The 12,378-nt window shown below is 64.8% G+C and carries 13 protein-coding genes and 1 pseudogene; 8 read left to right on the top strand and 6 right to left on the bottom strand.

Annotated elements, in window-relative coordinates; all coding sequences use genetic code 11:
- Positions 1 to 86: 86 nt before the first annotated feature.
- Positions 87 to 881 (bottom strand): annotated as a pseudogene (locus EOD15_RS16955) (FAD-dependent oxidoreductase); the annotation flags it as partial.
- Between the two features lie 135 nt (positions 882 to 1,016).
- On the opposite strand from EOD15_RS16955, the gene EOD15_RS16950 reads away from it, so the two are divergent.
- Positions 1,017 to 1,634, top strand: a complete 618-nt coding sequence (locus EOD15_RS16950; RefSeq protein ID WP_127408655.1) for an XRE family transcriptional regulator — start codon at positions 1,017 to 1,019, stop codon at positions 1,632 to 1,634.
- A 126-nt stretch (positions 1,635 to 1,760) separates the two neighbouring features.
- Here EOD15_RS16950 and EOD15_RS16945 read toward each other — a convergent pair whose 3' ends face one another.
- Complete coding sequence (locus tag EOD15_RS16945) at positions 1,761 to 2,756, bottom strand: ornithine cyclodeaminase family protein (RefSeq protein WP_127320522.1); 996 nt, start codon at positions 2,754 to 2,756, stop codon at positions 1,761 to 1,763.
- A gap of 127 nt (positions 2,757 to 2,883) precedes the next feature.
- Here EOD15_RS16945 and EOD15_RS16940 point away from each other — a divergent pair, with 127 nt between their 5' ends.
- Positions 2,884 to 3,345: an Lrp/AsnC ligand binding domain-containing protein gene (locus tag EOD15_RS16940; RefSeq protein WP_023813853.1), complete on the top strand. Its 462-nt coding sequence runs from the start codon at positions 2,884 to 2,886 to the stop codon at positions 3,343 to 3,345.
- Here the strand turns inward: EOD15_RS16940 and gcvA are convergent.
- A complete protein-coding gene (gene gcvA, locus EOD15_RS16935; RefSeq protein WP_127320521.1) occupies positions 3,342 to 4,241 on the bottom strand; it encodes a transcriptional regulator GcvA in 900 nt (299 codons plus the stop codon). The two genes, EOD15_RS16940 and gcvA, sit on opposite strands and share 4 nt — an antisense overlap.
- A gap of 127 nt (positions 4,242 to 4,368) precedes the next feature.
- On the opposite strand from gcvA, the gene EOD15_RS16930 reads away from it, so the two are divergent.
- Positions 4,369 to 5,073, top strand: a complete 705-nt coding sequence (locus EOD15_RS16930; protein WP_127408654.1) for an SDR family oxidoreductase — start codon at positions 4,369 to 4,371, stop codon at positions 5,071 to 5,073.
- A 49-nt stretch (positions 5,074 to 5,122) separates the two neighbouring features.
- Complete coding sequence (locus tag EOD15_RS16925) at positions 5,123 to 6,181, top strand: Gfo/Idh/MocA family oxidoreductase (RefSeq protein WP_127323097.1); 1,059 nt, start codon at positions 5,123 to 5,125, stop codon at positions 6,179 to 6,181.
- Between the two features lie 71 nt (positions 6,182 to 6,252).
- Here EOD15_RS16925 and EOD15_RS16920 read toward each other — a convergent pair whose 3' ends face one another.
- Positions 6,253 to 6,852 carry a DUF922 domain-containing Zn-dependent protease gene (locus EOD15_RS16920; protein ID WP_127408653.1) on the bottom strand — a complete coding sequence of 200 codons (600 nt, stop codon included), beginning with the start codon at positions 6,850 to 6,852 and terminating at the stop codon, positions 6,253 to 6,255.
- 117 nt (positions 6,853 to 6,969) lie between these two features.
- Here EOD15_RS16920 and EOD15_RS16915 point away from each other — a divergent pair, with 117 nt between their 5' ends.
- Complete coding sequence (locus EOD15_RS16915; RefSeq protein ID WP_245463692.1) at positions 6,970 to 7,464, top strand: hypothetical protein; 495 nt, start codon at positions 6,970 to 6,972, stop codon at positions 7,462 to 7,464.
- Positions 7,465 to 7,515: 51 nt separating this feature from the next.
- Here the strand turns inward: EOD15_RS16915 and EOD15_RS16910 are convergent, their stop codons facing one another.
- Positions 7,516 to 8,940, bottom strand: a complete 1,425-nt coding sequence (locus EOD15_RS16910; protein ID WP_127322891.1) for a PLP-dependent aminotransferase family protein — start codon at positions 8,938 to 8,940, stop codon at positions 7,516 to 7,518.
- A 35-nt stretch (positions 8,941 to 8,975) separates the two neighbouring features.
- Here EOD15_RS16910 and EOD15_RS16905 point away from each other — a divergent pair, with 35 nt between their 5' ends.
- The 3 genes from EOD15_RS16905 to EOD15_RS16890 all read left to right on the top strand — a co-directional run bounded on the left by EOD15_RS16905 (position 8,976) and on the right by EOD15_RS16890 (position 11,813).
- Positions 8,976 to 9,728: a pyridoxamine 5'-phosphate oxidase family protein gene (locus EOD15_RS16905; protein ID WP_164893250.1), complete on the top strand. Its 753-nt coding sequence runs from the start codon at positions 8,976 to 8,978 to the stop codon at positions 9,726 to 9,728.
- 258 nt (positions 9,729 to 9,986) lie between these two features.
- A complete protein-coding gene (locus tag EOD15_RS16895) occupies positions 9,987 to 10,439 on the top strand; it encodes a GNAT family N-acetyltransferase (RefSeq protein ID WP_127319402.1) in 453 nt (150 codons plus the stop codon).
- A 174-nt stretch (positions 10,440 to 10,613) separates the two neighbouring features.
- Entirely contained in the window at positions 10,614 to 11,813 is a 1,200-nt protein-coding gene (locus tag EOD15_RS16890; RefSeq protein ID WP_185929009.1) for a PLP-dependent aminotransferase family protein, read from the top strand.
- Here EOD15_RS16890 and EOD15_RS16885 read toward each other — a convergent pair.
- Positions 11,790 to 12,092, bottom strand: a complete 303-nt coding sequence (locus EOD15_RS16885; RefSeq protein WP_164762785.1) for a hypothetical protein — start codon at positions 12,090 to 12,092, stop codon at positions 11,790 to 11,792. The genes EOD15_RS16890 and EOD15_RS16885 overlap by 24 nt on opposite strands.
- Positions 12,093 to 12,378: the final 286 nt, after the last annotated feature.

The following is a 12,378-nucleotide window of genomic DNA, read 5'->3' as shown; positions in this document are numbered from 1 at the left end:
TCGGCCGTCCGTCGACGCCGTGGGCTGGCCTGCGCACCTTTTCGCCCGACCGCACGCCGGTCATCGGTTTCGACCCTCGCCTGCCCGGCTTCTTCTGGCTCGGCGGCCAGCGAGCCGATCAACCTGCCGGCATCGGGCTTGAAGTAGAATTGTTCATGCAAATCGACCACCAGCGGCCAGGCGCTGATGTCGGTGCCGGCGGGCGGATCGAAAAGGAAGGCGGTGCGGCGCTTCGGCCGGAAGCCGAGACCGGAGAGACCGGCCAGCCCGGCGACGACATCGACCCAGGCGCCAGCGGCGTCGACGACGATGTCGGCCTGGTAGGCGCCGGCATTGGTGGTGACGCTGAAGCCATTTGCGACGCGGGAAATCTCCAGCACTTCCTCGCCGGTGCGGATCACGCCGCCGCCGGCCTTGAGCGCGGAGGCTGAAGCTGCAAGCATCTTTCCCGTGTCGACATCGAGCGCGCCGGGTTCATGCACGCCGCCGCAGGTGGTTGCCGTGGCGATGACCGGCACCAGCGCGGTGACTTCCGTGGCCGACAGGCGCCGCACGCTCGGCACCAGCGCCTGCATCTCGGCCGCCATGCGGTCGACGGCTGCACTGTCCTCGACGCCGCCGACATGCAGCGCGCCGCGCCGGTGGGCGGCAAAGCCGCCATCGACGATCGCTTGCCGGCTGGCCAGCGACAGCGCCCGCACCAACGCATTGCCGTAGGTTTCGGAAAACAGCGCCGCCGAGCGGCCGCTGGCGTGGTAGCCGAGATGCGGCTCGCGCTCGAGCACGGTGATCTCGGCCCAGGATTGCACGGCCGCCGCCAGCGAAAGGCCGGCAATGCCGCCGCCGATGACGACGATTTTTTGGAGAGACTTGGACTGCATGTCCTCGGGGTAGAAATAATTTCGTATCCAGTCAATATTTAGCGTATAAGAAAATTGTTAGCGTTGTTGATGGCGGCAGGGAGTTGGACTACCTAGGGTGAAGAAGCGGCTCAGTGGCCGCGCCAGGAGCTGACGATGTCGGAGCAACCGAACCTCGGTGATTGTCTGCGCGGCTTGAGGAAGACGCATGGCTGGACCTTGCAGGAGGTCAGCACGCTGACCGGCGTCGCGGTGTCGACGCTGTCCAAAGTCGAGAACGACCAGATGTCGCTGAGCTACGACAAGCTGCTGCAGATCTGCGAGGGGCTGAGCATCCATGTCACCGAGCTGCTCAGCGGCGACCGCAAGCAGCCGTCTGCGCGCACCCGCCGCTCGGTGACCTCTCAGTCCAACACGCTGCGCCAGCTGACCCGCAACTACGATTACCGCTATCTGGCCACCGATCTGGTGCGCAAGCGCATGGTGCCGATCCACGCCTATGCGCGCGCCCGCACGCCGCAGGAATTCGGGCCGCTGACCAGGCATGCCGGCGAGGAATTTTTGATCGTGCTCAAGGGCGAGATCGAGCTGCACACCGACCAGTACGCGCCGGTGCGGCTGAAACAGGGCGACAGCGTCTATATCGATTCCACCATGGGTCACGCCTACCTGTCGGTGGGCGAGGGCGACGCCGAGATGCTGTGCGTCTGCTCCGGCGACGAGCCTGACATGGAGGGCGCGCTGCTGAGCGTGCTGGAGACGGTGGAGGGGTAGGGGCTGGTCCCAACCCTCCACGTTGGTGCTGCCCCTCATCTGGCTGCCGCCATCTTCTCCCCGTAAACGGGGAGAAGGACGATCCTATCGACGGGCGGCGCTGGCTTCAACAATTGAGCGGCTCCGCTACAGCGCAACTACACGTCCCATTCCCCGCCGAACCGCCTCGCGGTAGGCGAGATCGGCGGCCACCATGTCTTCCATGGCGACGCCCATGGCCTTGTAGACGGTGACCTGATCGGCGCTGACCCGTCCCGGCCGCCGCCCGAGCAGCATGTCGCCGAGCTCGATTCCGGCTTTCGGATCAATGCCCGCCAGTTCGCAAGAGCCGACCGGCGTCGGGGCAAAGGCGTCCCTGGTCTCGACGAACAGGCTGGCCCGGCCGATAAGCTCGACCGGCAATTCGCCGCCGGGCGGGGCGACGCCGACCGATGAGATGTGAGTGCCCGGCCGCACCCATTCGGCCGAGATCACCGGCGCATAGGAATGCGTTGCCAGGCAGACGACGTCGGACGAACGCACCGCGGCCTCTATATCGGCGACGGCAACAACGCCGGGATGTTGCGCGGCAAGCGCCTGCGCATCGGCGAATTCCTTCGAGACGACGCGGATCTCGGTGAAGTCGCGCACCAGCGGCAGAAGATGCAGATGCTGGCCGGCCTGCACACCGGCGCCGACCACCGTCGCGACCTTGGCGTCGCGGCGGGCGAGTTCACGCACCGAAAGCACGGCCGAGCCGGAGGTGCGCACGGCGGTGATGTAGGTGCCGTCCATGACGCAGACCGGCATGCCAGTCTGCGGGTCGAACAGATGGATGGTGGCGAGGTGGCTGGGGATGCCTTTGGCGACGTTGCCCTCGAAGACGTTGACGATCTTCACCGTCAGATGCATGCCTGCCATCCATGCCGACATCGCCAGCGAATAGCCGGCCTGCGGAATATCGAGCTGCGGCCGTGCCGGATTGACCACCTTGCCGCCGGACAAGGCCTTGAAGCCGCCAGCGAGCACGTCGAGAAGCTGGCGCAGGTCGATGCAGGTTTTCATCTCGGCCTCGCTCAGGATGAGTACGGGCATGTCACCCTTGGCCTGGGCGCTGCTGGACGTCGATATCGCTGATGTCATGGGATCCGCTTTCGTTGTCGGTTGCACGACAACGGTATTGCGGTCCGGGAGCGTGATGAAATATACTGCTTTTGCTATTTTGGCGTGATTATCACGTTTGTTCTGGTCCAAAAGTGTGAATCCTGAAATGGACGATCTCGACCGTATCGACCGCTCGCTGCTGCGTTTGTTGCAGGAGGACGGCCGCCGCACGACGCTCGATCTGGCGCGCCGGGTCGGTCTGTCGCCGACCGGGGCGACGCAGCGCGTCAAGCGGCTGTTCGCCGAAGGCTTCATTCGCGCCGTGCGCGCGGTGCTCGATCCTGCTCGGATCGGGCAGGCGCAGCTCGTCTTCATCGAGGTGCGGCTCGACCACACGGCGCCGCATGTGTTCGACCGCTTCGCCGAGGCGGTTCTGCGGGCGCCCGAGATCATCGAATGCCACATGGTGGTCGGCGGCTTCGACTATCTGGTCAAGGCGCGCATCGCCGACATGGCGATGTTCCAGGATTTCCTGCAGCGCGTCATCCTGCCGCTGCCCGGGGTGCGGGAGACACACACCTACGCTTCGATCGCCAATGTGAAGCCCGACGCCTTGCTGCCGATCTAGAGCGGCGGCCTTTCTCCCGCATCCAGCAACCATTGCCGCACGGCTTGCGTCGGCTCGGGGTGGCGCTGTTTTCTCGGCATCACGACATAAAAATCCTGCGTGCCGCGCATTTCGCCGCTGACGGGCTGAACCAGGCGGCCTGTGGCGAGATCAGCGGCTACGAGGAAGCGGCTGGCCAGCGCAATGCCCTGGCCGGCGATGGCGGCGTCGATGGCGAGGCTCGTCTGGTTGAAGCGCATGCGCTTCAGCTCGGTCGTCATCTTCAGGCCGACCGCTTTCTCCATGAATTCCGGCCACAGATTGTGGGCATCGTGCAGCAGCACATGGTGCTGGATTTCGGAGGCTGCGATTTCAGCAACACCTTCCGGCAGCAAGGCCGGGCTGCAGACGGCGACGATCTGCTGGGGAAACAGCAGGTCGACGATCAGCCCAGCGCCGAAGGGCGGGCGGCCTTGCCTGACCGCGATGTCGACGCCATCGGCCTGGAAGCTCGACAGGCTTTCGCTGGCCAGCACGCGCAAATCGACCAGCGGGTTGTGTGCGACGAAGTCGTGCAGCCTCGGGATCAGCCATTTGGTGGCGAAGCTCGGCGTCACGCTGATCGACAGCCGTGCCGGCTCGGGGCGCAACAGCAGCGTCGCCTCCGAGATCAGGTCGAAGGCGCGGCGGATATTGGGGACATAGGCGCGGCCCTCATCGGTCAGCGCCAAGCCGCGCGGCAGCCGCTCGAACAGCTTTGTGCCGAGATCGGCTTCCAGCCCGCGAATGTGCTGGGCGACCGCCCCTTGCGTGACATTGAGCTCTTCGGCGGCGATGCGGAAGTTGAGATGACGCGCCGAGGCTTCGAAGGCGCGCAGCGCATTCAATGGCGGCAGGCTGAGGAAGGCTTCGGGCATACAGGAGTTTTTCTACAGGTTGATTTCAAGCATTCTGGTTCGAACCGGTGTGGAAAACCAGCTATATCGACGTTCAACTCCCGAAAACACCGCTTGCGGTGCCCGCCAACCCTGAGAGGAAAATCCGATGAGTGTAGAAAAAGTAGCTGTGGTGGTGGCCGGCGGCAGCGGCATGGGTGCGGCGGCGGCCAAGCGGCTGGCGGCGGACGGCTTCAAGGTCGCCATTCTTTCGTCGTCCGGAAAGGGCGAGGCGCTGGCTGGGGAATTGGGCGGGCTGGGCGTCACCGGCTCCAACCAATCCAATGAAGATCTGCAGCGTCTCGTCGACCTGACGCTCGAATGTTTTGGCCGCATTGACGTGCTGGTCAACAGCGGCGGCCACGGGCCGCGCGCGCCGATCCTCGAAATCACCGACGAGCAATGGCACACCGGCATGGATGTCTATCTGCTGAACGTCATCCGTCCGGTGCGCATCGTGGCGCCGCAGATGGTCAAGCAGAAGGGTGGGGCCATCATCAACATCTCGACGGCCTGGGTGGTCGAGCCGAGCCCGATGTTCCCGACGTCCGCGGTGTTCCGTGCCGGGCTTGCCGCCTACACCAAGATCTTCGCCAACACCTACGCCGCCGACAATGTGCGCATGAACAACGTGCTGCCCGGCTGGATCGACAGCCTGCCGGCCACCGAGGAGCGCCGCGACAGCGTGCCGATGCAGCGCTACGGCACCTCGGAAGAGATCGCTGCGACCATCTCCTTCCTGGCCTCCGAAGGCGCCGGCTACATCACCGGCCAGAACATCCGGGTCGACGGCGGCATCATACGCGCTATTTGAGGGCGTCGGCCGGGAGGGGATCCCGGCATCTCACCCCAAGGAGCAAAGAATGCGGCTTTTGATACTCGGCACCGGCTGGATGGCGCAGGAACATGCGCGGCGCTTCACCGCCATCGACGGCGTCGACATTGTCGGCGCGGTCGATGTCGATCCGGCACGGGTCGGCGAGTTCGCCGACAGTTTTGACATTCCCAACCGCTTTACCGCGCTGGAGGAGGCGCTGACATGGGGTGAGTTCGACGCGGTGGCCAATGTCACGCCGGACCGCATCCACCACCCGACCACTATGGCGCTGATCGCCGCCGGCAAGCCGGTGCTGTGCGAGAAGCCACTGGCCGACAACTATGGCAAGGCGACCGAGATGGCCGATGCCGCCGAGGCCGCCGGCATCGTCAACATGGTGAACCTCACCTATCGCAATGTGGCGGCGCTGCAGAAGGCCCGCCAGATGGTGCAGGCGGGCGAGATCGGCACCGTCAGGCATGTCGAGGCGTCCTACCTGCAAAGCTGGCTGGTGTCGAAATTCTGGGGCGACTGGCGCACCGATCCGAAATGGCTGTGGCGCCTGTCACGCGGCCACGGCTCCAACGGCGTGCTTGGCGATGTCGGCATCCACATCCTCGATTTTGCCAGCTATGGCGCAGCCGTCGACATCGACCATGTCTTCTGCCGGCTGCGCGCCTTCGACAAGGCGCCCGGCAACCGCATCGGCGACTACGGGCTCGACGCCAATGACAGCTTTGCTATGACGCTGGACTTTTCCAACGGCGCCTTCGGCGTGGTGCATGCCAGCCGCTGGGCGACTGGCCATCTCAACGAGCTGCGCCTGCGCATCTATGGCGAGAAAGGCGGCATCGAGGTGGTGCATAATCTCGACGGCTCGGCGCTCAAGGCCTGCATCGGCGAAAACGTCGAGAACGCCATATGGGAAGAGCTCGACGCCGGCACGGTGCCGACCAACTACCAGCGTTTCACTGACGCGGTGCGATCCGGCGTGCAGGCCGAACCGTCCTTCCGCCATGCCGCCGAATTGCAGAAGGTGCTGGATCTGGCCGTCCTCTCGGACGAGAAGCGGGCGGAGCTGAGGGCGAGCGCTGAAACGCGGTGAGCTGGGCGAAGCGGCCGGCGCCAGCGGTCGAAGATAGCACTGCCGCAAACTTCGGATTGGAGGCTGCGCAGTCAGGGGCCGGTCACGAGCGAAAAAACCAGTTTCTGCAAATTGCCGCCATTGCCGAATTCGACGCGGTCGAAATCGCGGCTTGCCAGCACCCGCGCCTTCGAGATTGCGTCGAGCCGCTTGACCACCTCGGCCCTTGTCTTGCTGCATTTGGGATCGTCGGCGACGGTCAGGCCGTTCGTCGCGGCTTGGATGTCGTGGACCATCTGGACCATGCTGGCGCCATGCACCTTCTCATGGGCGGCGACGCCGGCGATGAAAGTTTCCCAGTTCTTCTGGACGGCGGGCAGCAGGGAGCCGGAGGGTTTTGGCAAGGTGTAGGTGACGATCAGCTTCGGCCGCCCGGCCGTCAGCACGCAGTCCTTGCCACTGGGCTTGTAGTCCCTTAACCCCCAGGTCAGCTTGAAATTGGTGTAGGCGATGGCGCGGGCAATGCCGAGCTTTGGTCCTTTCTCGCCGATCGAGCGGTAGAGTTCGGCGCCGGACCGGCCCGAGATCGCGTAGGGCTCGATTTTCTCGACCGGCTTCCACTCGGCACGAGCGGTGAGCGGCGAGGCAAGCAGGGCGGCAAAGGACAGACACAGGCGAACGCAGGCTCTCAATCCAACTCTCCACGAAACAGGACCGGCTGCCGCAACGGGCAATGCCATCGGATCGCTTTTCCTATATGCTGCGGACGGGCGCTGCAAATGCCCTGGAGGCAGTCAATTGGGGGAGTCATGAGAGTTGCACATCTCATCGTCGCTGGTGTCTTGGCCGTCGTGCAGGCCGCGCAGCCGGCGTTTGCCGCGTCGTGCGATGGCTGGAGCGCCAGGATGGAGGAAGACGAGGGCGGCAGCGTGCTGACGGCTTCGGTCTGCGGCGGGCCGAAAGGCGATGCGCATCTGATGCTCACCTGTTTCGACACGCCGGTGCTGAGCTACGATCTCGGTGCCGCCGGCCAGCAGCTGGAACCTGGCATCAGCGGTTCGTTCGCGTTCAAGGCCGACGGCAAGACGGTAACGAAGACGCTCCAGCTGGAGGCCATGTACAACTACTTCGTGGTCAATCTGGCGAAAGCCGATCCGCTGCTCGACCTGCTGCGCGGCACAGGCGATGTGTCGGTGAGTTCAGCCAAATATGGCGAGATCAGCTTTCCGCTGAAGGGCTCCAGCGCGGCCATCGGCAAGGTGCTGGCGCAGTGCGGCAAGGCCGGGCCAGCGGATGGGGATTGACGGGGCTCTACAGTTCGATGCCGGCGCACCAATGAGGCGGTTCTCGTTGGCTCACCGGGCTTGCTGCCGAACCACCCCACCCAGTCGCACCGTCGCGGCCATCAACTCCTCGTCCGAAAACCCCGAAAAACCCAGCACCAGACCTTGCCGGGGCGCCCCGCCGATGAACATTGAGGACAAGGCCCTGGCGCCGACACCCGCCGCCTTCGCCGCCTCGACGATCGCGGTGTCCGGCCCGGCGTCCTTCAGCGTCGCCATCAAATGCAACCCCTGTTCGGGCACGGTTACTTCGAGGGCATCGCCGCAATGCGCCTCGAGGCCGGCGACCAGGACGTCGCGCGCGGCCTGTACGCGGCGGCGCACGCGCCGGAGATGCGCGGCGAAATGGCCTTCGTTCAACAGGTCGGTCAGCGCGCCTTCGGCCAGCGTCGAGGGGAAGCGGTCGGAGCGCGCCCTGACCGCCATCACGGCATCGAGCAGCGCTTCGGGCACCACGACATAGCCGATGCGCAGGCCGGGGAAGAGGATTTTCGAGAAGGTGCCGAGATAGGCGACACGGTCTGAACCGTCCATGCCCTGCAGCGAGGTCAGCGGCGGGCCGGCATAGCGGAATTCGCTGTCGTAGTCGTCCTCGATGATCCAGGCATCGTTGCGCCGAGCCCAGTCGAGCAAAGCGAGACGGCGGCGCATCGTCATCGTCACGCCGAGCGGATATTGATGCGAGGGCGTGACATAGGCCGCGCGCGCATTGGAGCACAGGCTTTCGCCGATCTCGGGATCGAGCCCTTCCGCGTCGACCGGTACCCCAAAAACCCTGGCGCCGCTGCCGGCCAGCACGGCCTGCGCCATGGGATAGCAGGGGTTTTCGATCCAGACGGCATCGCCGGGGCTGAGCGCGGCGCGCACCAGAAGATCCAGCCCCTGCTGCGTGCCCGAAGTCAGCACGATCTGGCCGGCATCGCAGCGCACGCCGCGTGCGGTCCTGAGATAGGTGGCAATTGCCGTGCGCAGCGGCAGGCCGCCGCGCGGATCGCCATAGCGGAAATGCTCCGGCCCGGGGCGAGCGAGGTGGCGCGACAGAAGGATGCGAAACAAATTAAGCGTGCGCGGATCGGACACCGCCACGCCAAGGCCGCAAGGCAGCGAGGTGGCGGCATCGATCTCGGGTGGCCGTGGCTTGACCAGTGTTGTCGGCAGATGCGGCACGTCAGGCGCGACGAAGGTTCCGGCACCGATCCTGGCGACGGCGAAGCCTTCCGAGACCAGCATTTCAAAACAGGCAACCGCCGCCGAACGCGATAGGCCGAAGCGCTGTGCGAGATCCCGGGTGGTCGGCAATTTGGCCCCGGCAGCCAGCGCGCCGGTCTCGATCAGCCGCCTGAGCGCCGCATAAAGCTCGCGGCTGCGCGGGCCGTCGCCCGGGAGGACCGGGATCAGCGCCGACCAATCCGGCAAATTGGTCTGTTTTTTCTTCATCGGATTGGTTCTTTTATCAACCAATGTCACGGCGCATGGTTGGCAGACAACAACCAAGGATGCAAGCCGTGAACGACACGCCAGCCAGCTTTCCGACCACCAGCCGCAACCGCGTCAAGCGCCTGCACGAGCGCGGCAGCTACGACCATGCGGCAGTCTTCGCGGTGCTGGATGCCGGGCTGCTGTGCCATGTCGCCTATACGTCCGACGGCCAGCCCTATTGCACGCCGACCATCCACTGGCGCGAGGACGACATGCTCTACTGGCACGGCTCGTCGGCCAGCCGCATGCTGCGCAATCTGCGCGGCGGCACGCCGGCGTGTCTGACGGTGTCGCATCTCGACGGGCTGGTGCTGGCGCGCTCGGGCTTCAACCATTCCGCCAATTACCGCTCGGCGATGTGTTTCGGCACGGCGCGGATCATCGATGAGCCTGATGAGAAACTGAAGGCGCTGGCCGGCGTCGTCGACCGCTTCTACCCCGGCCGGAGCGAGACCCTGCGGCCGATCTCGGTGCAGGAGGCCAAGGCGACGACGGTGATCGGCATGCGCATCGAAGAGGCATCAGCCAAAGTGCGCGCCAAGGGCGTCGGCGACGACGAGGAGGATTACGGGCATCCGGTGTGGGCCGGCGTCATCCCGGTGCGGATGGTGGTCGGCGCCGCCGAGCCGTGTCCGAGGCTGCTGCCCGGTGTGGAGCGGCCGCAGAATCTGGCTGGATATGCCGAGGGCGAAAGGCTGGATCGGGCGCTGACGCAGGCGCAACTGACGTATGAGGGCGAGCTGTAGCCAGCAAAGTTAGCGCTGCCCCTCATTGTCCTGCCGGACATTTCTCCCCGTATAGTGACGAGGAGAAAGGGGCCGGCCGCCACGTTGGCGCTTTTTCTGCGACGCTGGCGATTTGGCGAAATCATCTGACACAGCGTCCTTCTCCCCGTCACTATACGGGGAGAAGATGCCGGCAGGCAGATGAGGGGCGGCACCAGCGCCCGGTGGAGAGCATATGCAAATCTTGCGGCCACCAGTGCCTCGCGATATCTCCACACCATGATCACCTTCCGTCGTGCGCAGGCCTCCGACCTGCCTGATATCGTCGCCATGCTGGCCGACGATCCGCTTGGCGCCGGCCGGGAGGACGCCTCCATGCCGCTGGCCCAAGGATACATCGACGCTTTCAACGCCATCGACGCCGATCCAAATCAGCTGCTGGCGGTGGCCGTCGACGGGGCCGAAGTGATCGGTACCTTGCAGATTTCTTTCCTTGCCGGGCTCTCGCGCAAGGGTGCCTGGCGCGGGCAGATCGAGGCGGTTCGGGTTGCCGGCCACAGGCGCTCGGACGGCATCGGCAGGCAGATGATCGAATGGGCGATCGACGCGTGCCGGGCGCGGGGCTGCAGCCTCGTCCAGCTGACCACCGACAAGGGGCGGGCGGACGCGCACCGTTTCTACGAAAGCCTCGGCTTCACCGGCAGCCATCTCGGCTACAAGAAGAGCCTTTAGGCGGTCGGAAAACGCTGCAACACTTTTGTGGAACTGCTCGGCATTCGAGCAGTGCGCCAGCGCTGGCGCATTCGGGAAATCGTTCAGGCACACTTCAATTCGCGGCCAAGAGGGGATATAGGTCAGCCAAGTTGACCTATATTACAGCGTCCGGGGAGGCGTGCCGTGACCCTTATGAACCTGTTGGCTTCGCGCTCGTCGCGCATGAAAGCGTCCGAAATCCGCGAGCTGCTGAAGCTGCTCGACCAGCCGGACATCATCTCGTTCGCCGGTGGTATTCCCGATCCGGCGCTGTTCCCGGCCGAGGCGATCCGCGACGCCTATGCCGATGTGCTGGGCGGCGCCGAGGCGGGTGCGGCGCTGCAGTACCAGGTCTCGGAAGGCTACCTGCCGTTGCGGCGCTGGCTCGCCGGGCAGATGGGCAAGCTCGGCGTCGCCTGTGACGAGGCCAATATCTTCATCACCTCCGGCTCGCAGCAGGCGCTGGACTATCTCGGCAAACTGTTCCTGTCGCCGGGCGATACCGCGCTGGTGACATGGCCGACTTATCTCGGCGCGCTGCAGGCTTTCAACGCCTATGAGCCTCGCTACGACCGGCTGACCCCGGCCGGCGGCAACATGACGCCCGATGCCTATCGCGCGGCGGCGGCAGCAAATGGCGGCAAGGCCAAATTCGCCTATCTGGTGCCGGATTTCGCCAACCCGACCGGCAACACGCTGAACCGTGAGCAGCGCGAGGCGGTGCTCGGCCTTGCCGGCGAACTCGACATCGCCGTCATCGAGGATGCCGCCTATCGCGCGCTGCGCTATGACGGCGACGGCGTGCCGCCGATCCTGGCGCTCGACTGCATCAGGTCCGGCGGTATCGACAAGGCGCGCACGCTCTATTGCGGCTCGTTCTCGAAGATACTGTCGCCGGGCATGCGCGTCGGCTGGGTTTGCGCCCCGCGCCACATCGTCGAGAAACTGGTGCTGATGAAGCAGGCCTCGGACCTGCACAGCCCATCGATCAACCAGATGGTGATGCATCGTGTCGCCGAAGCCGTGTTCGACGGCCAGGTGGAAAAACTTATCGGCGCCTATCGCGAGCGCCGCGACGGGCTGCTCTCGGCACTGGAATCCAATATGCCGGAAGGCGTGACCTGGAGCCGCCCGGAAGGCGGCATGTTCGTCTGGGTAACGTTGCCGGAAGGGGCCGACGCCACCGAGCTTCTGGCGCGGTCGGTGAAAGAAGCGCGGGTGGCCTTCGTGCCGGGCAGCGCCTTTTATGCCGACGGCACCGGGCGCAACACGCTGCGGCTGTCCTTCACGCTCGCCGACCGGCGCGCGGTGAGCGAAGGCATTCCAAGGCTAGCCGCCATCCTGAAGGGATAGGCCGGCGCCGGAGGCCGGCTTTTCCTCCGCCATCACAGTCACCATCCGCTCAAGCTTTGAAAGCCTGGTGCGAGCGAGCTTGCGGACCGGCTTTTCGAAACCTTCTTCGCCGCTTTCGACGACGAAGACCAACGTCATGAAATCGAGCATGAACTCATCTATGGCTGCCGAGACCTCGCGCGACCTGCCCTTGAACCGGCGCAGCAGAGCGGTTGCTTCCTCGATATCCTCGACACCGGCGCTGTCGACCAGCGCTTCGAGTCTCTGAAAACTATCCAATAGCAATTCCTCCCACCGGGGCACCCAACCCGGTTGTGAGCGGAAAGTTCCAAACTGTGAGTGCTCTCGCGAAGAAATCGCCTCCACCGCTTCCGCGGTTTCGACGGGCCATCGGCAATTTGTTGTTCGGGTGGAACCTCCGCGGCCAACAAAGGTTCTTACCAGGTCTGATCCCCCCTCAGACCCCTGAAGGCTAGACATGCTTTCCAAAGGCCCGCCGGATCCCCTCCCGGCGGGCTTTTTGTTTGCTGGATAGAACAAGTATCCGCATTGACGACGCCCTGTC

Origin of the sequence: Mesorhizobium sp. M7A.T.Ca.US.000.02.2.1 (genome assembly GCF_003996995.1) — a bacterium.
Taxonomy (GTDB): Bacteria; Pseudomonadota; Alphaproteobacteria; order Rhizobiales; family Rhizobiaceae; genus Mesorhizobium.
Note: the sequence above shows the minus strand (reverse complement) of the source record. Positions and strands in the feature narration are given on the sequence as shown.